Below are 25425 nucleotides of genomic sequence, written 5' to 3'. Positions count from 1 at the left end.
CAATGAAATACGGCTATTTCGATAACGACAATCGCGAATACGTCATCACTCGCCCTGATGCACCAGCACCTTGGACTAACTACCTAGGTACTGAAAAGTTTTGTACTGTAATTTCGCACAATGCGGGCGGTTACTCGTTCTACAATTCTCCGGAATACAACCGTGTTACTAAATTCCGTCCGAACGGCACCTTTGACCGCCCAGGGCACTATGTTTACCTGCGTGATGATGAGACGGGTGACTACTGGTCTATCTCTTGGCAGCCAGTGGCAAAGAGCCTAGATGAAGCAAACTACGAAGTTCGTCATGGCCTTTCGTACTCAAAATTCAAATGTGAATACAGCGGCATTACCGCAACCAAAACGCTATTCGTTCCTAAGGGCGAAGATGCAGAAGTTTGGGACGTTGTACTAAAGAACAACACGGATAAGCCACGTACTATCAGCACATTCTCATTTGTAGAGTTCTCGTTCAGTCATATTCAATCAGACAACCAAAACCACCAGATGTCTCTGTACTCTGCGGGCACGTCTTACCAAGAAGGTGTGTTGAAATACGATCTGTACTACAACACTAACGACTTTGAAGGCTTCTACTACTTAGCATCAACCTTCTCACCAGACAGCTACGACGGTCAGCGTGACAACTTCCTTGGCATGTACCGCGATGAAGCAAACCCAATTGCGGTCGAAAACGGTAAATGTTCGAACAGCGCTCAAACCTGTTACAACCACTGTGGTTCTCTGCATAAGCAATTCACCATTCAACCGGGTGAAGAAGTTCGTTTTGCTTACGTACTAGGTATCGGCAAAGGTAACGGTGAACGCCTACGTGAAAAATTCCAAGACACAACAAACGTAGATGCTGCGTTCCAAGGTATCAAAGATCACTGGGACGAACGTTGCAACAAGTTCCAAGTTAAGTCTCCAAACGAAGGCTTGGACACCATGATCAACACCTGGACACTATACCAAGCAGAAACTTGTGTGGTTTGGTCGCGCTTTGCATCATTCATTGAAGTTGGCGGCCGTACAGGTCTTGGCTACCGTGACACAGCTCAGGATGCAATCTCAGTACCTCACGCTAACCCAGCGATGACTCGTAAACGTATCGTCGATCTACTACGCGGCCAAGTTAAAGCAGGCTACGGTCTACACCTATTCGATCCAGACTGGTTCGATCCAGAGAAAGCGGACGTTAAGCCTTCGAAGTCACCAACGGTAGTTCCGACTCCATCAGACGACGACAAGATCCACGGTATTGAAGATACTTGTTCTGATGATCATCTATGGATCGTTCCGACCATCATCAAATACGTGATGGAAACCGGTGAACATGAGTTCTTTGATGAAGTGATTCCTTACGCAGACGGCGGTGAAGCAACTGTCTACGAACACATGAAAGCAGCACTGAACTTCTCTGCAGAATACGTTGGTCAAACAGGCATCTGTAAAGGCCTACGTGCTGACTGGAATGACTGCTTGAACCTAGGTGGCGGTGAATCTTCAATGGTTTCATTCTTGCACTTCTGGGCGCTACAAGAGTTCTTAGACCTTGCTAAGTTCCGCAATAACGATGCTGACGTTGCGAAATATACAGAAATGGCAGCGAACGTACGTGAAGCGTGTGAAACACACCTTTGGGATGAAGAAGGTGGCTGGTACATCCGTGGTCTAACCAAAAATGGTGACAAGATCGGCACTGCTCAACAAGCAGAAGGTCGTGTACACCTTGAGTCAAACACACTAGCCGTTCTGTCTGGTGCGGTTTCTCAAGAGCGTGGTGAGAAAGCGATGGATGCAGTCGATGAGAACCTATTCTCTGAATACGGCCTGCACTTAAACTCTCCATCATTCGCGACACCAAACGATGATATCGGCTTCGTCACTCGCGTTTACCAAGGCGTAAAAGAGAATGGCGCAATCTTCTCTCACCCGAACCCATGGGCTTGGGTAGCAGAAGCGAAACTCGGTCGTGGTGACCGTGCGATGAAATTCTACGATGCACTTAACCCATACAACCAAAACGACATGATTGAAACACGTTACGCAGAACCATACTCGTACGTGCAATTCATCATGGGTAAAGACCACCAAGACCACGGCCGTGCAAACCACCCTTGGTTAACCGGTACCTCTGGTTGGGCTTACTTTGCGGTAACCAACTTTATTCTTGGTGTTCGCACTGGCTTTGAAGGCTTAACGGTTGATCCATGTATCCCGACAGATTGGCCAGAATTCGAGGTCACTCGCCAATGGCGCGGTGCGACATACAACATCACGGTACAGAACCCGAATGCAGTAAGCAAAGGGGTTGCCTCTATCACTATCAACGGTGAGTCAGTAGAAGGCGCAATTCCAGTGCAAGCAGAAGGCAGCGTGAACGATGTTGTCGTTGTTCTAGGCTAGTCACGCCACTTAACCAACCACTCTTGCCTCAAGCCTATTAGGTTTGAGGCAAAGAGACTAAAAGGATTTTCTAATGATTAAATTTGGTACCGGTGGCTGGCGCGCTTTCATTGGTGAAGAGTTCACTCGTGATAACGTACGTTTAGTTGCTCAAGCACTAGCAAATATCATCAACCAGGAAAACGCTGCACAGAATGGTTTTGTTATTGGTTACGACCGTCGCTTTCTGTCAGATAAGGCTGCCTGCTGGTTTGCTGAAGTATTAGCCGCAAATGAAGTAAACGTTAGCTTCATCGATAAGTTTGTTCCAACCCCCATTGTCATGTTTAAGGCAAAAGAGATGGGATGTACATATTCCGCATGTATTACTGCGTCTCACAACCCAGCAGACTACAACGGAATCAAAGTCTTCATCGAAGGTGGACGTGACGCCGATGAAATAATCACTCAAAAGATCGAAGCTCAGATAGCAAACCTATCTATTAATGACGTGAGATGGGTAGACTTCGAGCAAGCCCTCAATGATAGAACTGTAACCATTATTAACCCAATGAACGAGTTCGTTGACTCGATCATCGACTTTATTGATATCGATGCGATCAAGCAGGCCAATCTAAAAGTCCTAATTGACCCTATGTTTGGCGTGGCAAAAAATGCTCTTCAAACCGTTCTTATCAACGGTCGTTGTGATGTGGATGTTATTAACGATGGTAAAAACCCTGATTTTGGCGGATTAATGCCGTCACCGAGCGCGGCCACTCTATATCGCCTGAAGCACTTGGTTGCAGCTGAAGGTTACGACATTGGTATTGGTACAGATGGCGATGCCGACCGCCTAGGTATTATCGATGAAAAAGGTAACTTCATTCACCCTAACGAAGTGTTATTGCTGCTTTACTACTACTTATTGGAGTACAAAGGCTGGAAAGGGTCTGTGGTTCGTAATATCGCAACCACTCATCTACTCGATAAAGTAGCGGCCGATCATGGTGAAAAGAGCTTTGAGGTTCCAGTAGGCTTTAAGCATATCAGCTCGCAAATGGAAGCCGACGACTCTCTGATTGGTGGTGAAAGTTCGGGTGGTTTAACCATTCGTGGCCACATCAAAGGTAAAGATGGAGTCTTCGCATCTAGCCTACTGGTTGAGATGATCAGTGTAACGGGTAAGAAATTGTCTGAATTACTTGATGAGATCTACTCGAAATATGGCTATGCCTACACCGCGGAAGGCGATTGCACTTTTAAACCTTCTGAAAAAGAGACGCTTTACAACAAGATATACGTTGAGAAACAACTACCAAAATTCGAATATGAAATCGAAAAAGTCAGTTACGAAGATGGCGCCAAAGTTTACTTTAAGAATGGCGGTTGGGTCATCGCACGTTTCTCTGGAACAGAGCCGTTACTGCGAATTTTTGCAGAAATGGCAGACAAAGACACTGCTGAACGTGTTCTTCAACAAGTGAAAGAATTTCTGTCACTCTAACCAGTGAGAACCTTTCATTGCCTGTCTCTTATGAGAACCCTATAGGTGAAGAGCGCTTGCCCAGTAATTGGTTCCGATGCCGATTACTGGGCCTTTTTGTGCTCACTAGAAAGCTAAAACACCATTCGTGTCGACTTTCACCGCGACAGGTTGACCGACTTCAAGCGCTTCAGCAGAAGTTGCCAACAGTTTTTGGCCATTTGCCTCGATGACATAACGACAATGATCACCCATAAACTGTTGCTCTAACACCGATATAGCGCTTTCTTCGCCTGCAGTCACTTGAATGTGCTGAGGACGCAGTAACAATTCACAGTCGGAATCTAACTCAATATGGGTTTGCGGTTTCGCTTCAATAACGCCTAGATCCGTTTCAAACTCTTGGGTAGATAAACGTTTCGCTTTCAAATAGCTGCCGCCACCTAGGAAATCTGCAACGAACTTACTCGAAGGTCGATAATACAGTTCAGACGCTGAGCCGTATTGTTCGATAACCCCATTGTTCATCACTGCCATTTTATCTGAAAATGCAAACGCCTCTTCACGGCTGTGGGTAACGAAAATAGCTGTCACACCCTGCTTTTTAAAAATCTTTCGAATTTCCGCAATCAGTTCATGACGCACCTGAGTATCAATATTCGAGAATGGTTCATCCAAAAGTAATAAGTCTGGCTTGTACGCGAGTGAACGCGCAATCGCAACACGTTGTTGTTGACCACCAGAAAGCTGATGTGGGTACCGGTCGCCGTACCCAGCTAAGTGAACAAGCTCTAGCATCTCGTTCACTTTTTCCTTTTTATTAACTTCGGAAGTTTTACGAAGACCAAACGCAATGTTTTCCGCAACGGTAAGATGAGGGAACAACGCATAATCCTGGAAAATCATACCGATATTACGTTGCTCTGGAGGGAGCCAATTTTTACCATCATCGATAGTTTGGCAATTCAGACTCATCACGCCACTACTTAATGGAAGTAAACCTGCGACCGCTTTTAATAAGGTAGTTTTTCCGCAGCCGCTCGCGCCGAGCAGACATACGATCTCACCGTGGGCGACCTCAAGAGACAGAGACTCTAATACTGTTTGAGATTCGTATTTACAGGTCAAATTTGTAATTGATAATGCACAGCTCATTAGTGTTTCTGCTCCAAAGAACGGTTAACAATAACCAAAGGGATCAACCCAACTAGCACCAATAAAACTGCAGGCATCGCTGCCAGTTCCAAATGCTCATCGGAAGCATAGTTATAAACATAGGTTGCTAGTGTTTCAAAGTTAAATGGGCGTAATAACAACGCCGCATTTAGCTCTTTCATTGATTCAATAAAGACCAATAGCGCGGCAATCAAGGCCCCACGTTTAATCAACGGGAAATGAACCCTTCGCAGCATTTGATTGGTGTTACAACCCATGGTCTTAGAAGCCATATCCAAAGAAGGCGACACTTTACTTAAACTGCTTTCTACGCTGCCAATGGCTACAGCTGAGAAACGAACTACTAATGCGAAAATGAGTGCAAACATCGAACCGGAAAAAATAAGCCCAGGCCTACCCCAATCCATCAATTTTGCAAAGTCATTGACGAAGTGATCCATTGCTATCACCGGCACCATAACACCGATCGCAAGTACTGTACCCGGTACAGCATAACCCATAGAGGACAAACGCATAAAACTGACACTGTGCTTACTTGGACTCACGCGGTGATAGAAATTAACAACAAGCGCGACAAACACACCAATAGCTGCAGCCGCCAACGACACTAATAGGCTGTTAATGGCGTACTCACGAAACTCAGCAGTCCAGCTTTGTGCGAAGTAATGATACGAGTAAATAATGAGCTGCAATAGCGGAAAGATAAAGGCAATCGCGACTAGCCCCCAACACCAAGTTAATGCACCCCACTTTTTCCAGCCAGTCAGTACATAACGGAAGTCTTCATTGCTGGAGAATTGGCTTTGAAATAGCTTTTGTTTTCTACGGCTATAACGCTCAGCGCTCAATAATAGGATCACTATTACAAGCATCAACGCTGATATCTTAGCCGCAGCGGTAAGGTTAGAGTAACCTAGCCACGTGTCATACACTGCAGTAGTCAAAGTATTTACCGCAAAATAGCTTACGGTACCAAAATCACCGATCGTTTCCATCGCGACTAGCGACAAGCCCACTGCCATAGAGGGGCGAACTAACGGTAACGAGATTCTTCGAAAACTTTCCCATGGCGAACATTTCAACAATCGAGCTGATTGTAAAAGTGTTACATTTTGTTCCATAAAAGCTGCGCGACACAGTAGGTACACATATGGATACAGCACCAAGGCCAGCACAAAGGTTGCACCTGTTAATGTTCTGATATCTGGAAACCAATATTCTCCAGGTCCCCAACCAGTGAACGACCTCAACCAAACCTGAATCGGCCCAGCAAAATCAAACCAATCGGTAAATATGTAACCTATGATATAGCCCGGCATAGCCAACGGAAGAACAAGAGCCCATTGCAACCATTTTTCGGTAGGAAGGCGGCACATCGCCATAAACCATGCGCTAGGAATGCCAAGAATAAGAGAAAGCACCATGACACCAAGTACAAGGACTATGGTGTTGTAGGTATACGTTGGCATCACCGTCGATAATAAATGACTGAATACTTCATCAGTTTCACCGATGGCTGTATAGAAGATCGCTAAGATCGGCAAAACCAGCAGCAAAGCAAAGCTTAGACTACTGGTTTTTAATAGAGAGTTTTTTTCTTTCATAGCCTAATTACAACAAGGCTGTATGAAATATAAATGCGTCTGCAAATACATCTCATATCCCTTTAAAAAAATAGGGGTACAGTTATACCCCTAGTTTCTATTAAAGGTCAAATTTCACTTCATCTAGAAGCTTAATTGCCGCAGCGTGGTGCTCTGCAATTTCATCTAGAGAAACTTTATCTGATTTGAAATCACCCCAAGAAGCAACTAGGTCAGAACGCTTAACGCCTGCTTTTACTGGGTACTCATAGTTCACTTCAGCGTACATGCTTTGTGCTACATCACCCGTAAGGAATTCCATAAGCTTAACTGCATTATCTTGGTTTGGAGCGTATTTAGCCATCGCCATACCAGAGATGTTTACGTGAGTACCTTCAGTCTTCTGGTTAGGGAAGTTGATGTAAACAGAATCAGCCCAAGCTTTTTGTTTCTCATCGTTAACCATCTTACCTAGGTAGTAGCTATTACCTAGAGATACGTCACATAGACCTTCTTTGATAGCTTTAACTTGAGCCCGGTCGTTACCTTGAGGCTTACGAGCTAGGTTAGATTTAACGCCTTCTAACCATTCTTTAGTCGCTGCTTCACCTTCGTGAGCAATCATAGAAGAAACTAGAGAAACGTTGTAAGGGTGCTTACCGCTACGAGTACAGATTTTACCTTTGAATTCTGGCTTAGCTAGATCAGCGTAAGTGAAGTCTTCACCTAGCTTACCAACACGGTCACGTGAAGAGTAAACAGAACGAGTACGAGTTGTTAGTGCAAACCACTCGTTGTCAGTGTCCTGGTATTGAGCAGGAACGTTTGCTTCAATTACGTCGCTGTTTACAGCTTGAACTAAATCTTTGCTAGTTAGTTCAGCAAGACGGCTGATATCTACAGTTAGGATAACGTCAGCTGGGCTGTACTCACCTTCCTGAGCTAACTTCTCTGCTAGACCCTTTTTAGCAAACTTAACGTTTACTTTAATGCCAGTTTCTTTAGTGAACTCTTTGAACATCGGTTCAACTAGGAATGGTTGGCGGTAAGAGTATACGTTTACTTCTTCTGCAGCCATCGCTGATGGTGCGATTGCACTACAAGCAATTGCTGAAAGAGTTAGCAGTTTTTTCATTGGTAAAGTCCTTTATATCGAAATGATAATGTCTATCAGTTGCGTTATTATATTCATCAATAAGGTAATTACAATGATCATAGACAAAAAAACCTGCCTTTGTTGGCAGGTTTTTAAGTGTATATTTTGTAAATGTTTATTACTTCACACTATTACTTTACAGTCACAAACTCTGGGTACGCACCTACACCACAATCGTGCATATCCATCCCCTCAAGCTCTTCATCTTCACTAACACGGATACCCATAGTCGCTTTCAATACCGCCCATACCACTAGGCTCGCTCCGAACACCCAAGCAAAGATGACAGCGGCACCTAATAGCTGCGCGCCAAATGTTGCATCACCGTTGCTTAGTGGTACAACCATCAAGCCAAAGAAGCCACATACGCCGTGCACTGAGATAGCACCGACTGGATCGTCAATCTTGATTTTATCAAGACCGATAATGCTGAACACAACAAGAGCACCTGCGACCGCACCGATTGAAACTGCGTACAGTGGAGACGGAGAAAGAGGGTCTGCTGTGATAGCAACTAGGCCAGCCAACGCACCGTTTAACACCATAGTTAAATCAGCTTTACCCCAAGTTGTTTTACACACAAATAGTGCTGCAATTGCACCAGCAGCCGCTGCTGCGTTTGTATTCAAGAAGATTTGACCAACCGCTGTTGCGTTTTCAAAGTCAGAAACCATCAACTGAGAGCCACCGTTAAAGCCAAACCAACCAAACCACAGAATAAATGTACCTAAGGTTGCTAATGGCATGTTCGAACCAGGAATAGGGTAGATCTCACCATTTTTGCCATATTTACCTTTACGTGCCCCCAACAGTAGAACACCTGCAAGTGCTGCTGCTGCACCCGCCATATGAACGATACCCGAGCCAGCAAAGTCACTGAAGCCTGCTTCAGAAAGGAAACCGCCGCCCCATGTCCAGTAGCCTTCCATTGGGTAAATAAACGCTGTTAACACCATCGAGAAGATTAAGAACGACCATAATTTCATTCGTTCAGCCACAGCACCAGAAACCACTGACATTGCTGTCGCTACGAATACTACTTGGAAGAAAAAGTCCGATTCTAAAGAGTGATCGGCCCCCTCTCCTTGTGTACCAATTAATGTACCAAAAGATGGCAACCAACCGCCTTCACCGTTGTCGACATACATGATGTTATAGCCAACAATCAGATACATAGTACAAGCGATAGCATAAAGGCAGATGTTCTTAGTTAAAATCTCTGTTGTATTCTTTGAGCGTACAAGCCCAGCTTCAAGCATGGCAAAACCAGCTGCCATCCACATTACTAACGCACCTGAAATGAGGAAGAAAAAAGTGTCTAGTGCGTAACGTAATTCCGTTACTGTTGCTGAAAGTTCCATATTCATATCTCCTAATCCATTAATTCTTAAAGTGCTTCAGCATCCATTTCGCCGGTACGAATACGAACCGCTTGGCTCATGTCGTAAACGAAAATTTTACCGTCACCTATTTTTCCGGTGTGTGCCGCTTTGGTAATTGCTTCAATCACTCGATCGACATTCTCTGCTTGCGTTGCGATTTCTAGTTTTACTTTTGGCAGAAAGTCGACTTGGTATTCCGCTCCACGATAAAGCTCTGTGTGACCTTTTTGACGTCCAAAGCCTTTAACTTCAGATACGGTCATACCTTCAATACCAACATCCGCTAGGGCTTCGCGAACGTCGTCTAATTTAAATGGTTTAACAATGGCGTTAATAAGTTTCATAGCATTTCCTCTAAGCTGCACGCTGTAATCCGTTAACAGTTACATTACAATCAAGTAGCGTGCCAAACACTTAAATCATTGATATGTAATAAATAATAAAAATATTGGACCATATAAACAAAAAGACCGCACCAGTATGGTGCGGCCTTTTCACTAATTTAAAGCGACGCTAAGTTAATGCCCCAAGATCGGGAATCATTAAAATGATCCTACTTATAATCCAAGGAAATCCATCCATTGCTCCATTAACAACTCAAAATCATCGATGCCGCAATCAGCCGTACTTTCACAATTGTAAAAGTCGAACTCGCTGCCTTCTTCCATTTCCATGTCATGCCCAAGTACGTTCTCTTGAACCGTTACTTCATCAGCATTGATCGATAAACTAATTTCTTTTCCTAACAAGGAATACTCTTTACTCATATTTGATCGTGATTGCTCGATTAACGCGATCACCTGTTCTATCTTATTTCGGTCTTTACCGATTTCTTCTTGAAGCCACCGCCCAATGATCTCGTGACCCATACTGCACTTAACGTAGTATTCACCCATTAATGTGTTTCTAGTGAATTCAAATTCCATAGTAATGCTGCTATCTCAAGAAAAACTGCCGGAAGTATAAAAGTTCCGGAGACAATTTTCTTTAGCTTTTACAAAAGAAAAAGCCACTGAATATAATCCAGTGGCCTTCTATTACGTTAAGAACGCTGATGTTGCGCTAATACGCTTTATGCAGGTTCTTGAAAGATCACAGTATCTGCTTTCTCTGTGTACTGACCCATCTTATGGAAGTTCAGGTAACGGTACGTATCCGCTGCCGTCGCATCGATCTTCTGAGCATACTCTAGGTATTCTTCTTTCGTTGGGATACGACCTAAGATTGCACCTACCGCTGATAACTCAGCAGACGCTAGATATACATCCGCGCCAGTACCTAGACGGTTAGGGAAATTACGCGTCGATGTAGACATTACTGTAGCTTTGTCAGCAACACGCGCTTGGTTACCCATACATAGTGAACAGCCAGGAGTTTCGATACGCACTCCAGCGCGGCCAAAGATACCGTAGTAGCCTTCTTCCGTTAGCTGGTCTTTATCCATCTTCGTTGGTGGAGCAACCCACAAGCGAGTGCTTAGAGAGCCGTTGAACTCTTCAAGCATTTTACCTGCAGCACGGAAGTGACCAATGTTCGTCATACAAGAACCGATGAACACTTCTTGGATTTCAGTACCTTGAACGTCAGACAGTAGACGAGCATCATCAGGGTCATTCGGAGCACATAATACTGGCTCAGTGATGTCAGCAAGATCAATCTCGATAACGTGTGCGTATTCAGCGTCTGCATCCGCAGAAAGTAGCTCTGGGTTAGCTAGCCACTCTTGCATCGCAGTAATACGGCGCTCAATAGTACGTACATCGCCGTAACCTTCCGCGATCATCCATTTAAGCATAGTGATGTTCGAGTTTAGGTACTCTTCGATAGACTCTTGAGAAAGCTTAACCGTACAACCAGCAGCCGAACGTTCAGCCGATGCATCAGAAAGCTCAAATGCTTGCTCTACAGATAGATGCTCAACACCTTCGATTTCTAGTACGCGACCAGAGAACTCGTTGATCTTACCTGCTTTTTCAACAGTCAGAAGACCTTGCTTGATACCGTATAGAGGAATTGCGTGTACTAGGTCACGTAGCGTGATACCCGGTTGCATTTCACCTTTAAAGCGAACCAAGATTGATTCAGGCATATCAAGAGGCATAACGCCTGTTGCCGCAGCAAACGCGACTAGACCAGAACCTGCAGGGAATGAAATACCTAGAGGGAAACGAGTATGCGAGTCACCACCTGTACCAACAGTATCAGGAAGAAGCATACGGTTTAGCCATGAGTGGATAACACCGTCGCCTGGGCGCAGTGAAACACCGGCACGGTTCATGATGAAATCAGGTAGCGTGTGGTGCGTGTTTACATCAACTGGTTTAGGGTAAGCCGACGTGTGACAGAAAGACTGCATCACAAGGTCTGCAGAGAAGCCTAGACACGCAAGGTCTTTAAGCTCATCACGTGTCATTGGACCCGTAGTATCTTGAGAACCTACAGTTGTCATTTTAGGTTCACAGTACTGACCAGCACGTACACCTTCAACGCCACAAGCTTTACCAACCATCTTCTGAGCTAACGTATAGCCTTTATCTGAAGCAGAAGGGTCAATCGGTTTAGCGAACAAATCAGTTTCTTCTAAGCCAAGAGAAGTACGAGCACGGCTAGTTAGACCACGACCGATAATAAGTGGAATACGACCACCAGCACGAACTTCATCAAGCAGTACTTTGCTCAGCTCAAAACTTGAAATTTCAGCGCCGTTTTTATGCACAACGCCTTCGTATGGGTAGATATCAATAATATCGCCCATGTTCATTTCTTGAACGTCTAGCTCAATTGGTAGCGCACCTGAATCTTCCATTGTGTTGTAGAAGATTGGAGCGATTTTGCCACCTAAACAAACACCACCTGTACGCTTGTTTGGTACGTATGGGATATCTTCGCCCATAAACCAAAGCACAGAGTTAGTTGCAGACTTACGTGAAGAACCTGTACCCACTACGTCACCAACGTACGCTAGTGGAATGCCGTCTTTTTGTAGCTCTTCAATTTGCTTGATTGGACCAACGCTACCTGGTTGATCTGGGTTAATACCCTCACGTTCCATTTTAAGCATTGCTTTAGCATGCACTGGGATATCTGGACGTGACCACGCATCAGGAGCTGGAGATAGGTCATCGGTGTTTGTTTCACCAGTGACTTTAAATACTTTAACGGTAATCTTTTCCGCTACTTTATCTTTTGATGTAAACCAATCAGCATCAGCCCAAGATTGAAGTACTTGTTGTGCAGACGCATTACCAGCTTTTGCTTTTTCTTCTACATCGTAGAATGCATCAAACATCAGTAGAGTGTGAGATAGCGCTTTAACAGCGATAGGTGCAAGCTCTGCATCTTCTAGTAAAGAAACTAGCGACTCGATGTTGTAACCACCTTGCATTGTGCCTAGAAGCTCAGCTGCTTTCGCACGGCTAACTAATGGTGATTCAACTTCATTCTTAGTGATGGCAGTAAGGAAGCCCGCTTTTACATAAGCAGCTTCATCAACACCTGGCGGGATACGATTTTCTAGTAGGTCAAGAATAAACTCTTCTTCACCTTGAGGTGGGTTCTTTAGAAGTTCAACTAGGCCAGCTACCTGCTCGGCGTCTAGTGGTTTAGGAACTACTCCTTCGGCAGCACGCTCTTCGACGTGTTTACGGTAGGCTTCAAGCACGACTTTTTCCTCTCATTGCGGTTCCTCCATCGTTATAAATATTATTAAACAGATTGGAGTGAACATCCTTGGAAACTTGGCTCTCCTTTGCCATTTTAGTCATTCAACGTTGATTGATGAGCAGCGCCAGAGAGGCCAAACTGTGGGACGCAGGATAGCAAATTTAACGATAAATTAAAATCTTATCATTTTGACCAACATAGCAACTTAAGACTAAAGTTCTAACATTTTTAGCTATTTATTCGTTCGATTTGCTACCAAACTGCTGATTATTTGTAAGATGTACCAACGATTAAGTACACAGAATCAAAGTTATCTTCGGTCTTACCGTAGGCCAAAATGATAGGCCCAATCGGAGAGTCGACACCCGCAAAAATTGATCCAGCGGTATACATTGGTGCCTCATGAAGTTTCAAATCGTTATCTGACCAAACCCCACCGTGCTCTAGTGAAGCCCCTATATAAAATGGCGATTCAAACAAACCAAAATCGTTATCGAACCATTTATATCGATACACTAAACTGCTGTACGCTAAGTTTTGGCCAATCAAACTGTTTCTCGGAATCCCTGACAAGTTAAGAAAGCCACCTAACTCTTTAGGATCGATCGGAAACGCAGAATTTTTGCTTTCTACAATGCCATAGTCCAATTTTGCGACTAAAGTATGTCTTTTATAACTTTGTGCCGCCATGAAGTTTGCCGACAACTCATACACCGTGTCGCTGTCCGCATCTGCAGTTGCCTCAGTGACATCGGCTTCAAAGTCATCATGAGACACCACATATTCCAAGTCGATAAAGTAACCTTCTGTCGGCAAACTGAAATTATCTAATGTATCTAAGCGGTAACTCGCAAAACCACCTAAACGGGTATATGCGATATTGCCAAACGATGGCAATGAAGACACTTCTGCTTCGCCATCGGTGTAGCGAGCACCAAACTTAAACTCTTGCCAAAGGGTTGGCTGATAGCCCAGCGCCCACTCACCGATGTACTCAATGTATGTCATGGGTACATAGTCTTTGGTCACCTCTAGTGATGGTTCTTCAATATCATCAAAAGTGGCAGGTAGATTCCGTTTTTGATTGCTGTAGATGATCGACGCCGAAGTAAATAGTTTTTGGCTAGAGAAAAACGGCGAGAACAATTCTGCTTCAATGCGTTTGTCTGTCCCCATTTCCAAATTGGTTCTTAACTCGGCACCATGAGAGTTGATATCAGTAAAGTTGGCTGACATTCCTAACGAATATTGGCTGTCAGTCGAAAAATCATCTTCTAAGTAAAAACGAAAGTTGAGGTAGTTCGGCCCCCATGATTTTTCATTAACATCCACCACTAACTGATCTTCACCTTCGAATTCCGTAAACTCATAAGTGATCAACTCAAATCGGTCTAAAGCGTATAAGTCTTGAACTTTCGATTCCAATTCGCTGGTTTTGAGGATCTTCCCAGACTCTAGATTTAAGCGATTTTCCAACAACTTATCAGAGTAATGGGTATTGTTATTCACCACAATTTCGTCAATCACGGTTTGGTCACCATGCTTCAAGCGTTTACGAGCTTCTTGTTTATCGTCGATATAATGCTGGTAGTCCGCGTTAGACAATGACAGTTCCGACAGCTCTTCTGCAAGTTGATTGGCGATGGTGTAGCCAGCCAAGTAGGCACTCGGCATTTTATCGAATTCAGTGGTTTCCATTTGCCCGACATCTGGGCGTAGAAAAATGTCTTCTTCGGTCAGTGTTTTGGCTTGTTTTTGAGTGCTGCGGCGCACTAGGTAGTTAGACAACTGATCAGCAACGGTGAGAAAAGTCGTAAAGTCATCTTCATTTTTGTAATCGGTACTAATATCGACTGCGATAACAATATCTGCGCCCATGGCTCTTGCCACATCTACTGGCATATTATTGGTGACGCCACCATCCACTAGCATTCGGCCATCATGCTCATAAGGCGGCAGCGCTCCGGGCACCGACATGCTTGCCATCATTGCATCCACTAACTGGCCGCTATCAATAATGACTTCTTCAAGCTCAATAATATCTGTTGCGACAGAGCGATAAGGTATCGCTAATTCATCGAATGATTTTAATGGTGTGAGGTTACCAGTGGTTTCACGAAGGATACGCAGCATATTCTGGCCTTGAACCACACCTTTTGGAGCTCGTATTTCCCCCCAGCGTAAACCCAGATCGGTCGTGAGTTGAAAACGGTCTTCATATTCTTTGTCGCGGACCCGGCGTTGGCTGCGGTTTACACGATCTCGATAACCGTCATTCCAATTAATCGAATAGATGAAGCTTTCTATTTCGTCGGCACTCATCCCCGTCGCGTATAAGCCACCGACATAAGCGCCCATGCTGGTACCCGTGATGTAGTCGACTGGAATTTGCATCTCTTCCAAGGCTTTCAAAACACCAATATGCGCGGCACCTTTTGCACCACCGCCCGCTAGAACGACCGCCACTTTAGGACGTTCTTTTTCTTCCTTGGAATCTAGTGAAGTTGTGGTTGCAAAAGCATTCACACTGACCACAAGCCCTAAGACGCTTGCACAGCTAGTAAGCCAACGAGATACTGCCATTAAATTTCAATCCTTGTAATTTGTCAGTCAATTAAACTCTACCACTGAAAAAGCTTTTTAAGCCACTGTTTTGGCTGACTTTCACAACCTTGCTTTATTTCACCTCGTTCGTCCCAAACAGGTAACTTCACTTGCCCATCACAGTCAAAGCCCAATTCTCCATTCGGTTCCTTATTAAAGCTGGCGGTAGCGATGCCCGTCGGCCAAGGTAATATCAGGCGCTCAGGTATACGTTGTTGCAAATATTCAGCATAAACACGCAGCGCGCCACTCGAACCCGTTAAGTGAGTCGATTTGTTATCGTCACGCCCTAACCAAATGGTAGTGACTTCACGCCCATCGACGCCGACAAACCAACTGTCACGGCTGTCATTACTGGTACCGGTTTTACCCGCGAGTGCCGCCCAGCCAAATTTACTTTGTAGAAAACGTCCCGTTCCTTCAGACACGCCTTTTTTCATCGCATAGGTTGTCAGCCAAGCAGCTTGCTCATCTACAGATTGGGAGACTCTCGGCAGTGATTGGTAAATCACATCACCTTCAATATCGACGACAGAGCGCAATGCAGAGAGGGGGGCCTTTTTCCCCGAGTTAGTCAGCGTTTGGTACATTTGCGCCACTTGGAACGGCGTCAATGAGAAAGAACCCAGAAACATCGAAGGAACTGGGCGGATTTCACTTTTATCAACCCCAAGCCTTTCAAGCGTATCCGATACATTTTTAATACCAAGCTGCATCCCTAACCGCACCGTGGGTACATTCAAAGATTTTGATAATGCGACATACATCGGCACTTCGCCACGGAACTTACGATCAAAGTTTCGCGGGCTCCAAACGCTACCTTTACTGCCTTTCATACTAAGTGGTGAGTCCATCAATGTCGTCGCCAGGGTATACTTCTCAGGTTGTTGCAACGCGGTCAGATAGACAGCGGGTTTCACTAACGAACCAATCGGCCTGCTGGCATTCAACGCTCGATTAAAGCCATCGTACCCCACTCGCTTGCCACCAACCATTGCTCGGATCTCACCAGTATTTCGGTCAACTGCAATCGCTGCGCCCTCCAGCTGCTTACCAGATTTCTTAGCAAACGTCGGGACTTTAGACGCTAACGCCTTTTCCAATTTGTCTTGCGAAACAGGATCTAACGAAGTAAATACACGTAAGCCCTTATGTGATTGGAACCGGTCACCAACGTATTGATTGAGTTCGTTTTTCACTTGCTGAAAGTAAGCAGGCTGGCGACTAGCAATCTTAGGGTTATCTTGAATATCCAAGCCACGACTTGCTGCTGCATCGTATTGATCCGCCGTTAAAATGTCTTGCTGCATCATCAAGCGAAGTACGAGGTCTCGACGCTTTTTCGCTCTTTCAGGAAAACGGATTGGGTTGTAATACGATGGGCCTTTCACCATCCCGACTAACAACGCCAACTGATCGATACGCAGCTCTTGAATTGGTTGACCGAAATAGAAACGCGACGCCAACCCGAAGCCGTGGATCGCTTGCCCACCACTTTGGCCAAGATACACTTCATTCAAATAGGCTTCGAGAATTTGATCTTTGCTGTAGCGATGATCCAAAATCAATGCAATGTAAGCTTCACGAACCTTTCTCCACAAGGTACGTTCGCTCGAAAGGAATAAGTTTTTCGCAAGCTGCTGAGTTAAGGTACTACCGCCTTGTACAGTGCGTCCGGCTTTAACATTCACCACCATCGCGCGAGCTATTGCGAGTGGCGAAACACCATCGTGCTGATAAAAATCACGATCTTCTGTCACTAACAGGGCATCAACCATCACTTCTGGAAATTGCGCACGTTTTAAGAACAAGCGCTGCTCGTCGGTTGATTTTTCAAGCATCCCAAGCATTTTAGGTTCAATGCGCAAATACCCCATATCACCGCTGCTTTCGAGTGACTGAATGCGCTGTAACTGCTTGTCTTTAAAGTGCAGCATGATATGACGATCAGGCTCAGGGCCATCGACAAACTCAAATGGGCGACGAATCAATTCTATTTTAGTCGACGAAGAGGAATACTCACCAGGATGACGAGGGGCTCGAACCTTACGATAATTCAGTACATCAAGTTCATTTCTCACTTGAGCAAGCGTCACTGAATCTCCCGGTGCCAAATGCAGTACGCGCGCGTAAACCACGGTCGGCAAATCAAAAAGTTGCCCTTCAAAGCGTTGTTTGACTGCCGTATCTAAATAAATCCCGATAAATAGCAAAACGGCAGCGAATGCCAACCCAGCTTTCCAGCCGATACCCCAAAGAGTCTTCAACCAACCTCGACGAGCTTTTGGCTTCGCTTTAGATTTGGATTTACGAGGCGCTCTCGGTTTTTTCGCTTTAGTTGCCGTTTTAGCGGCTGTTTTTTTCGCTGGCGCTTTCTTAGGCGGCGCCTTTTTTGTCGTAAGCGTCTTACTCATTATTTATTCAACTGTCGTTTTGTTTTGGTTGTCGCTTCATGGTTTGCAGGGTCATCGGGCCAAGGATGCTTGGGATAACGCCCTTTCATTTCTTTTTGAACTTCTTTGTAGGCGCCAGCCCAAAAACCTGCGAGGTCTTGGGTAATTTGCAATGGTCTTTGCGCCGGAGATAGCAATTCCAACACTACTTTTTTGCGCCCAAGTGCAATTAATGGTGAATCTTGTTCACCAAACACTTCTTGCATCCGAACCGAAATCACAGGTTCGGCTTGATGCTGATAGCGAATGCTCTTACTGGAACCTGTTGGCATGGTGTATCGAGTCGGTAACCACTCATCAATCTGTTGATTTAATGGCCAACCAAGCCTTGCAAGCAATGCTTGCTCTATCGATACATTCGCTAACCCTTTAACGGATTTTACGTCATTCAGATAAGGGGCTAGCCAAGCTTCTAGATCAGCGACAAGAGATTGTTCATCCATCGCTGGCCAATCTTGCTCGGGTAGCCAATCGATACCACAACGGATACGCTCAAGTAAGGCCTCGGCTTTTTCTGTCCAATTTAAACAATCTAAGCCTTTTCGTTCGACATAGCTCAATAGTGCTTGGCTAATCATACTTTTATCTGGTTCAGGCAGCGCTAGACGATGGATAATCAAAGAACCAAGTTGAGTGCGTTTCTCAGCAATTAAGCGTCCACGTTTTTCATCCCAATCAACATGCTCTGATTCTGATAACAAATCCGGAAATGTTTGCTCAAGCAGCGCCATATCAAGCGCGGTGGCTAAGAACACTTGGCTCGTATTGTTACGAGATCTCATCAAATCCACAGCGATGAGGTATTCATGTCCAGCTAGCGGATCATCATCTCTCACCTCAGCACCATGTCCATTCGCAAGCAAGTACTGACCGCTATTTAAACGGCGACTTTGCGCCACTCTATCTGGAAAAGCTAAACACAATGATAACGGAAGGTAGGTCTCATCTAGCTGTTGTATCGACAACTTTCGGTTAAATTTCTGAGCCAGTTGATTTACACGTTTAGTCACCATCGACTGTTTATTGTGTGTGCCTTGCTTTAAACGATGCAAAGAGTGCTGTAAGTCAGTGATGTTGCGCTCCGGCTCTTCGAGCAGCGCAGCTGTCACGATAGCTGCATCCAGCATAGATTGCTGAGCCGCACCACCTAGCCCACTTGCTTGAATCAACATGCTAGCAATACGTGGCTCTAATCCGAGCTTTTGAGCTTGCTTTCCAAGCGAAGTTAACTGCGAACGCTCATCTAACATTCCCAAGCTCGTTAACAATTGTTGGGCTTGCTTCATCGCAACCTGTGGCGGTAAGTCTAGCCACAATAAGTCGCTGGCATCTGCGGTGCCCCACTGCGCTAGCTCGCCAGCCAACGCCGACAGGTCGGAATTCAGGATTTCTGGCTCTGGTACATAAGGCTGCTGCTGCAATTGTGTTTCACTGTACAAACGGACACAAACTCCAGCTTCTAATCGCCCTGCTCGCCCCGCTCTTTGTTCTGCGGAAGATTGAGCGATTTTGACTTGCTCAAGCTTAGTAATGCCCGTTTTCAAATCGAATTTAGCGACTCGCTCTAAGCCACAATCCACAACCAAACGAATACCTTCAATGGTAAGTGAGGTTTCAGCAATATTGGTCGCCAATACTACTTTTCGCTTGCCGACAGGGGCAGGGGAAATGGCTTTCTGTTGCTGGGAAAAACTAAGCTGTCCATACAGTGGACACACTTCGATATCGCTACTTAGGTTCGTTAATTGCTGCTCAACCTGCTTAATAGCAGCTACGCCTGGCAAAAATGCCAATAACGAACCTGACTCATTGCTCATTAAGTTTTCAATCTGTCGGACGACTTTAGGGGCAAGATATTCGTTGACCGAAAGAGGCTGGTAACGATATTCAACCGGATAACAGCGCCCTGTAGATTCTACATAATCCGCATCAGGCAATAGTGATTGTAGTGCTTGCTGATCAAGGGTGGCAGACATCACCACGATTTTTAGATCGTCACGAAGTGCTTCTTGAATTTCTAAACTGAATGCTAAGGCCGTGTCGGCGTGAATGCTGCGTTCATGGAATTCATCAAAAATAATAAGATCAACGCCTTCAAGCTCAGGATCCGACTGAATCATTCGCGTCATGATCCCTTCCGTCACAATTTCAAGACGTGTCTTCGAACTCACTTTCACTTCACCACGAACTCGGTAGCCAATACTCTCTCCAACTTCCTCACCAAGCTGCTTCGCTAAATAGCGAGCAATGTTACGCGCTGCCAAACGTCGTGGCTCCAACATAACAATTTTGCCAGTAAAGAGATTCGCTTTAACTAACTGCAACGGGAAAAAGGTTGATTTACCTGCACCAGGTGCTGCTTTGAGAATCAGTTGAGAGTGCTGCCTAACACCAGAGAGTAATTCTGGCATCACAGCTTCAATAGGCAGTTGTGACAATGGGAAAGCCTTGTGGTGTAATGTTTGCAACCATTGTACATAAAAACAGTAATGAAATGCACTTCGATCCACCTTTAGAGTCAGCGACACTGCTCAAACGTTACAAACGATTTTTAACTGACATCGAACTTCCTGATGGCACTAATCGCACCATCCACTGCGCGAATACAGGCGCAATGACAGGTTGTGCAACACCAGGCAACACCGTGTGGTACTCGACGTCAGACAACCCTAAACGTAAGTATCCAAATAGCTGGGAGCTCTCGCAAACTGCGCTCGGTCACCAAATTTGTATAAACACTGCCCGTGCTAACCAATTAGCAGTGGAAGCAATTGAAAATGGGACTATAGTAGAACTCTTAGGGTATGAAGAGTTGCGCACCGAAGTAAAATACGGCAGTGAAAATAGTCGTATAGACATATACTTAAAGGATGGCAATAAACCGGATTGCTACATTGAGGTCAAAAGTGTGACATTGCTGGATGAAGAACAAGCCGGACAAGGCTACTTCCCAGACGCCGTTACCACTCGTGGCCAGAAGCATTTGCGTGAACTCACAGAAATGGCCAATTCTGGAAGCAGAGCAGTACTTTTATTCACTGTTTTACATTCAGGTATTGAAAAAGTGTCTGCGGCACACCATATAGACGCCAAATATTCATTATTACTAAAACAAGCACAAGACGCTGGAGTTGAAGTGCTTTGCTATAAAGCAAAGCTAAGCAATACTGAGATCAAACTGGAACATGCTGTTGAATTTATCAGTAACTAGATAAAAATGATGACATGTTCACAATGGCAACAAGTTTGTTAGCGAGTATTTGCCAGCACCAAATCTTTCTGCTATAGATACCCGCCTTAAAATTAGCTGCAAAGCAGTTGACTAGGTGTAAATAGGAGATGCTGTATGCCAGAATCTAAGAAAAAAGCGCTAGGCATCCTAGCCATCGCAGGTGTTGAACCGTATCAAGAAAAGCCAGGTGAAGAGTACATGTCACCTGAGCAAACGGAACATTTTACAAAAATTTTAGAAGCTTGGCGCAACCAGCTCAGGGAAGAAGTTGATCGTACTGTGCACCACATGCAGGACGAAGCAGCGAATTTCCCAGATCCAGTTGACCGAGCTTCTCAAGAAGAAGAGTTCAGCTTAGAGCTACGCAACCGTGACCGTGAGCGTCGTCTTATCAAGAAAATTGAGAAGACATTGGATAAAATCGAAGAAGACGATTTCGGCTTCTGTGATTCTTGCGGTATTGAGATCGGCATCCGTCGCCTTGAAGCTCGTCCAACTGCTGACCTTTGTATTGACTGTAAAACACTTGCAGAAATCAAAGAGAAACAAATGCAAGGTTAATCCTTGATGTTTGAAAAGAAAGGGAGCGCTTGCTCCCTTTTTTGTTTATATCCACTCCCTAAATCGGGGAATTCACCACCCAAACATTTGGTATAAGGCCCTAATTAATGAGTTACGTTGGACGCTTTGCCCCATCTCCTTCTGGTCCACTTCACTTTGGCTCTCTCATCGCCGCACTTGGAAGTTACTTTCAAGCTAAAGCGAACCATGGCCAATGGTTAGTCCGCATGGAAGATCTTGACCCGCCAAGAGAAATGGAAGGTGCAGCCAAACTCATCTTAGAAACGTTAGAAGCGTACCACTTATATTGGGATGGAGAAGTCGTCTACCAAAGCCAACGTCACTCTCTCTATCAATCACAAATTGATGAATGGTTAAGCAGCGGTCAGGCGTACTATTGCCAATGCACTCGCAAACAAATTAAAGAATCTGGCGGTTTTTATACTGGTACTTGCCGCCATAAAGCGCTCACTGACTCATCAAATAGCGCGGTTCGCTTAACAATGAACCACCCTATCAACAACTTCGATGATATTCGCCACGGCAGTATTTCGATTCCTAAAGCGTTAGCAGCAGAAGATTTCATCATCAAACGACGTGATGGCCTGTTCGCTTACAACTTAGCCGTCGTACTCGACGATATCGATCAAGGCATCACAGAAGTTGTACGTGGTGCTGATTTAATTGAGCCCACAGGCCGCCAAATCAGTTTGTATCACATGCTTGATCAACCCACAGTCAGTTACCTTCACTTGCCACTCGCAACGGATGAGACAGGGAACAAACTATCCAAACAAAATCACGCAACAGCGATTGATAATCAGAATCCCGTCCCCACATTATTGCAGGCGATGAGGTTTTTAGGCTTTCAAATTCCACAAGACATTGCTTCGTCATCTATCGACGATATTCTGCTTTGGGGCTGCCAAAATTGGCATTATGCGCAATTGCCTGAAGAACTGGCGATCACTCCCATATTCTCAAATGGCTCTTGCTAAGCTATTATTAGCCGCAATTGAACTCTGCAATACCACTTTGGACTAGAGAAAATCAAAGTTGGCGATACCAACTTTGCTATAAACTAATGAATAAAAACGACAATACCCCTAGCGAACAACGCGGGTTCCACGAACTGGCTCTGAATATTTACACTCGACAAGAGCACAATATTTCACGCAAGCAGATCAGCGATAACGCACTTAAAGTGCTTTACCGATTGAACGGTGCGGGTTTTGACGCATTTTTAGTCGGTGGTGGCGTACGTGATTTATTACTTGGCTCTCAGCCAAAAGATTTCGACATCGCAACCAATGCAACTCCAGAGCAAATCAAACACCTTTTCAGAAACTGCCGTTTAATTGGTCGCCGTTTCCGTTTAGCGCACATTATGTTTGGCCGTGACATCATTGAAGTTGCAACATTCCGTGGTCATCATCAAGAACCATCGAAAAACGTTTCTGCCCAATCCAAAGAAGGCATGTTGCTACGTGACAATGTGTACGGCAGCGTCGATGAAGATGCCGAGCGTCGTGATTTCACTATCAATGCGATGTACTACAACATTAGCGATTACAGTATTCATGATTACGCTGGCGGTGTAGAAGATTTGGAAGATCGCCTTATTCGTCTAATTGGTGATCCGGAGACTCGCTACCGTGAAGATCCGGTACGCATGTTACGTGCAATGCGATTTGCGGCGAAGCTTGATTTTGACATTGAAGAAGATACCGCCGATCCAATCGAAGATCTGGCGCATTTACTTAAAGATATTCCTGCAGCGCGTTTGTTTGAAGAATCTTTAAAACTGCTTCAATCGGGCCATGGTTTAGAAACTTACCACTTAATGCGTGAGTACAACCTGTTCCAACAAATGTTCCCAGCGATTGCCGAGCACTTCACTGAAGATTACTCTTCAGAAACAGAAAAAATGCTCGATCTAGTGCTCGATTCAACCGATTTACGTATTGAAGATGGCAAGCGTATAAACCCTGCGTTTATGTTCGCAGCCATTTTGTGGTATCCACTCAATAAGCTAGCAGACAAACTAGTCGCCGAGTTAGGTATCGCCCAGTACGATGCCATAATGGAAGCGAGCAACATCATTTTAGATCAGCAAGTTAAGTCAATAGCGATTCCTCGCCGCCACACCGCAACGATTCGTGAGATTTGGCAGCTTCAGCTTCGCTTGCCTCGCCGCAATGGTAAACGCGCTTTCCGCCTAATGGAGCTAAACAAGTTCCGAGCTGGCTACGACTTCTTAGAGATGCGTGGTGAAGTCGAAGGTGGAGAAACGGAAGAACTAGCAAAATGGTGGGCAACGTTCCAATCGGCGGGACGCAATATGCGTCAAGCAATGGCTGCCGATGTCGGTGGTTCATCTAAGCCCCATCGTCGCCGTAAGACTTACCGCAATAAAAAAGCGAAATCTTCACAATGATCACAGCCTATATTGCGGTCGGCAGTAACCTTGCCGATCCTGTAAGCCAAGCGAATCTAGCCATTGAAACTCTTAAAACTCTGCCTAAGTCAGAGTTTTTGGCTACGTCTCAGCTTTACAGTAGCACCCCAATGGGGCCGCAAAACCAACCCGACTACATCAATGCCGTGGTTGCGATTAAAACCGAATTAACGCCACTTGAGCTACTTGATTGCACCCAAGCAATTGAGCTGGAACAAGGGCGTGTCCGTAAAGATGAGCGTTGGGGTCCTAGAACACTAGACCTAGACCTCATTTTATACGGCAATGAGGTGATCGATTCCGAGCGCCTAGTGGTTCCTCACTATGGAATGAAAGAGCGTGAATTTGTGCTCTACCCGCTCGCTGAAATCTCACCAAATTTACAACTCCCAGACGGGACTGAGCTCACTGATTTACTCAAAATAGTAGATAAGAATGGGCTCAATGTTTGGCAGCAATAGCCAAACCTAGTAAGGAAAACTCATGAAAAAAGTAACCATTAACGACCTGATCAAGTACAAACGTGAAGGCCGTAAATTCGCTACCTCTACAGCTTACGACGCGAGCTTTGCGCAGCTATTCGAAAGCCAAGAAATGCCTGTATTATTGGTTGGTGATTCTCTAGGTATGGTTTTACAAGGCCAAACAGACACTTTGCCTGTAACCGTTGAAGATATTGCTTATCACACGCGCAGTGTGCGTGCTGGTAGCCCTAATTGTTTATTAATGGCTGATATGCCATTCATGAGTTATGCGACGCCTGAGCAAGCGTGTGAAAACGCTGCAACGCTAGTACGCGCAGGGGCAAATATGGTGAAAATTGAAGGTGGAAGCTGGTTAGTAGACACGGTAAAAATGCTAACTGAGCGTGCTGTTCCTGTTTGTGCTCACCTTGGCCTAACTCCTCAGTCTGTAAATATCTTTGGTGGCTATAAAGTACAAGGCCGTGAAGATGAGCAAGCTGACAAGATGGTCGCTGATGCATTAGCTTTACAAAATGCTGGCGCTCAAATTGTCTTACTTGAGTGTGTTCCCGCTTCATTAGCCAAGCGTATTACCGACGCATGCCATGTACCTGTTATTGGTATTGGTGCAGGCAACGTTACCGATGGCCAAATTTTAGTAATGCACGATATGTTCGGCATCTCGGCAAACTACATGCCTAAATTCTCTAAGAACTTCTTAGCAGAAACGGGCGACATGCGTAAAGCAGTGGCGAAGTACAAGGAAGAAGTTGAAAACGCGACCTTCCCTGACGACGCACATACTATTGCCTAGGAGTAA

General features: G+C 45.1%; 18 protein-coding genes. 8 read left to right on the top strand and 10 right to left on the bottom strand.

Annotation, left to right across the window (positions count from 1 at the left end; translation table 11 throughout):
* Positions 1-2: 2 nt before the first annotated feature.
* A complete protein-coding gene (locus ELZ11_RS00600) occupies positions 3-2408 on the top strand; it encodes a glycoside hydrolase family 94 protein (protein ID WP_137355431.1) in 2406 nt (801 codons plus the stop codon).
* Positions 2409-2481: 73 nt separating this feature from the next.
* Positions 2482-3894, top strand: coding sequence for a phosphoglucomutase/phosphomannomutase family protein (locus ELZ11_RS00595; RefSeq protein WP_137355430.1), 1413 nt, complete (start codon positions 2482-2484; stop codon positions 3892-3894).
* Positions 3895-3999: 105 nt separating this feature from the next.
* Here ELZ11_RS00595 and ELZ11_RS00590 read toward each other — a convergent pair whose 3' ends face one another.
* The 10 genes from ELZ11_RS00590 to hrpB form a co-directional block, all read right to left on the bottom strand.
* On the bottom strand, positions 4000-5028 hold the full coding sequence (locus ELZ11_RS00590) for an ABC transporter ATP-binding protein (protein WP_137355429.1): 1029 nt from the start codon (positions 5026-5028) through the stop codon (positions 4000-4002).
* Positions 5028-6653, bottom strand: a complete 1626-nt coding sequence (locus ELZ11_RS00585) for an ABC transporter permease (protein ID WP_137355428.1) — start codon at positions 6651-6653, stop codon at positions 5028-5030. The genes ELZ11_RS00590 and ELZ11_RS00585 overlap by 1 nt, the downstream gene beginning before the upstream one ends.
* 100 nt (positions 6654-6753) lie before the next feature.
* Positions 6754-7767, bottom strand: coding sequence for a Fe(3+) ABC transporter substrate-binding protein (locus ELZ11_RS00580; RefSeq protein ID WP_137355427.1), 1014 nt, complete (start codon positions 7765-7767; stop codon positions 6754-6756).
* 152 nt (positions 7768-7919) lie between these two features.
* A complete protein-coding gene (locus tag ELZ11_RS00575) occupies positions 7920-9149 on the bottom strand; it encodes an ammonium transporter (protein ID WP_137355426.1) in 1230 nt (409 codons plus the stop codon).
* Positions 9150-9175: 26 nt separating this feature from the next.
* Positions 9176-9514: a P-II family nitrogen regulator gene (locus ELZ11_RS00570; protein ID WP_137355425.1), complete on the bottom strand. Its 339-nt coding sequence runs from the start codon at positions 9512-9514 to the stop codon at positions 9176-9178.
* A gap of 213 nt (positions 9515-9727) precedes the next feature.
* Positions 9728-10096, bottom strand: a complete 369-nt coding sequence (locus ELZ11_RS00565) for a YacL family protein (RefSeq protein WP_137355424.1) — start codon at positions 10094-10096, stop codon at positions 9728-9730.
* A gap of 146 nt (positions 10097-10242) precedes the next feature.
* Positions 10243-12831 (bottom strand): bifunctional aconitate hydratase 2/2-methylisocitrate dehydratase, encoded by a 2589-nt coding sequence (gene acnB / locus ELZ11_RS00560; RefSeq protein WP_137355423.1) that lies wholly within the window; start codon positions 12829-12831, stop codon positions 10243-10245.
* Positions 12832-13100: 269 nt separating this feature from the next.
* On the bottom strand, positions 13101-15416 hold the full coding sequence (locus tag ELZ11_RS00555; RefSeq protein ID WP_137355422.1) for a patatin-like phospholipase family protein: 2316 nt from the start codon (positions 15414-15416) through the stop codon (positions 13101-13103).
* A 38-nt stretch (positions 15417-15454) separates the two neighbouring features.
* Entirely contained in the window at positions 15455-17851 is a 2397-nt protein-coding gene (gene mrcB, locus ELZ11_RS00550) for a penicillin-binding protein 1B (protein WP_137355421.1), read from the bottom strand.
* Positions 17851-20328 carry an ATP-dependent helicase HrpB gene (gene hrpB / locus ELZ11_RS00545; RefSeq protein ID WP_137355420.1) on the bottom strand — a complete coding sequence of 826 codons (2478 nt, stop codon included), beginning with the start codon at positions 20326-20328 and terminating at the stop codon, positions 17851-17853. The genes mrcB and hrpB overlap by 1 nt, the downstream gene beginning before the upstream one ends.
* Positions 20329-20384: 56 nt before the next feature.
* Between hrpB and sfsA the strand changes: the two genes are divergently transcribed.
* The 6 genes from sfsA (at position 20385) to panB (ending at position 25419) form a co-directional block, all read left to right on the top strand.
* A complete protein-coding gene (sfsA, locus tag ELZ11_RS00540; RefSeq protein WP_137356238.1) occupies positions 20385-21101 on the top strand; it encodes a DNA/RNA nuclease SfsA in 717 nt (238 codons plus the stop codon).
* Between the two features lie 135 nt (positions 21102-21236).
* Positions 21237-21683 carry an RNA polymerase-binding protein DksA gene (dksA, locus tag ELZ11_RS00535; protein WP_137355419.1) on the top strand — a complete coding sequence of 149 codons (447 nt, stop codon included), beginning with the start codon at positions 21237-21239 and terminating at the stop codon, positions 21681-21683.
* Between the two features lie 107 nt (positions 21684-21790).
* The gene (gene gluQRS, locus ELZ11_RS00530) at positions 21791-22681 is read left to right on the top strand and encodes a tRNA glutamyl-Q(34) synthetase GluQRS (RefSeq protein WP_137355418.1); all 891 of its coding nucleotides are present in this window, start codon (positions 21791-21793) and stop codon (positions 22679-22681) included.
* Positions 22682-22767: 86 nt separating this feature from the next.
* A complete protein-coding gene (gene pcnB, locus ELZ11_RS00525; protein ID WP_137355417.1) occupies positions 22768-24120 on the top strand; it encodes a polynucleotide adenylyltransferase PcnB in 1353 nt (450 codons plus the stop codon).
* Complete coding sequence (gene folK / locus ELZ11_RS00520; protein WP_137355416.1) at positions 24117-24602, top strand: 2-amino-4-hydroxy-6-hydroxymethyldihydropteridine diphosphokinase; 486 nt, start codon at positions 24117-24119, stop codon at positions 24600-24602. Before pcnB ends, folK begins: the two co-directional genes overlap by 4 nt.
* 22 nt (positions 24603-24624) lie before the next feature.
* Positions 24625-25419: a 3-methyl-2-oxobutanoate hydroxymethyltransferase gene (gene panB / locus ELZ11_RS00515; RefSeq protein ID WP_137355415.1), complete on the top strand. Its 795-nt coding sequence runs from the start codon at positions 24625-24627 to the stop codon at positions 25417-25419.
* The last annotated feature ends 6 nt before the right edge of the window (positions 25420-25425 follow it).

It is taken from the genome of Vibrio profundi, from assembly GCF_005281835.1.
GTDB lineage: Bacteria > Pseudomonadota > Gammaproteobacteria > Enterobacterales > Vibrionaceae > Vibrio > Vibrio profundi.
Note: the sequence above shows the minus strand (reverse complement) of the source record. Positions and strands in the feature narration are given on the sequence as shown.

Coding starts and splice junctions, on each gene's coding strand:
- dksA (WP_137355419.1), top strand. CDS start 21,237: ATGCCAGAATCTAAGAAAAAAGCGCTAGGCATCCTAGCCATCGCAGGT.
- ELZ11_RS00590 (WP_137355429.1), bottom strand. CDS start 5,028: ATGAGCTGTGCATTATCAATTACAAATTTGACCTGTAAATACGAATCT.
- gluQRS (WP_137355418.1), top strand. CDS start 21,791: ATGAGTTACGTTGGACGCTTTGCCCCATCTCCTTCTGGTCCACTTCAC.
- panB (WP_137355415.1), top strand. CDS start 24,625: ATGAAAAAAGTAACCATTAACGACCTGATCAAGTACAAACGTGAAGGC.
- mrcB (WP_137355421.1), bottom strand. CDS start 17,851: ATGAGTAAGACGCTTACGACAAAAAAGGCGCCGCCTAAGAAAGCGCCA.
- pcnB (WP_137355417.1), top strand. CDS start 22,768: ATGAATAAAAACGACAATACCCCTAGCGAACAACGCGGGTTCCACGAA.
- ELZ11_RS00565 (WP_137355424.1), bottom strand. CDS start 10,096: ATGGAATTTGAATTCACTAGAAACACATTAATGGGTGAATACTACGTT.
- ELZ11_RS00585 (WP_137355428.1), bottom strand. CDS start 6,653: ATGAAAGAAAAAAACTCTCTATTAAAAACCAGTAGTCTAAGCTTTGCT.
- folK (WP_137355416.1), top strand. CDS start 24,117: ATGATCACAGCCTATATTGCGGTCGGCAGTAACCTTGCCGATCCTGTA.
- ELZ11_RS00580 (WP_137355427.1), bottom strand. CDS start 7,767: ATGAAAAAACTGCTAACTCTTTCAGCAATTGCTTGTAGTGCAATCGCA.
- ELZ11_RS00575 (WP_137355426.1), bottom strand. CDS start 9,149: ATGGAACTTTCAGCAACAGTAACGGAATTACGTTACGCACTAGACACT.
- ELZ11_RS00555 (WP_137355422.1), bottom strand. CDS start 15,416: ATGGCAGTATCTCGTTGGCTTACTAGCTGTGCAAGCGTCTTAGGGCTT.
- ELZ11_RS00570 (WP_137355425.1), bottom strand. CDS start 9,514: ATGAAACTTATTAACGCCATTGTTAAACCATTTAAATTAGACGACGTT.
- ELZ11_RS00595 (WP_137355430.1), top strand. CDS start 2,482: ATGATTAAATTTGGTACCGGTGGCTGGCGCGCTTTCATTGGTGAAGAG.
- ELZ11_RS00600 (WP_137355431.1), top strand. CDS start 3: ATGAAATACGGCTATTTCGATAACGACAATCGCGAATACGTCATCACT.
- sfsA (WP_137356238.1), top strand. CDS start 20,385: ATGCACTTCGATCCACCTTTAGAGTCAGCGACACTGCTCAAACGTTAC.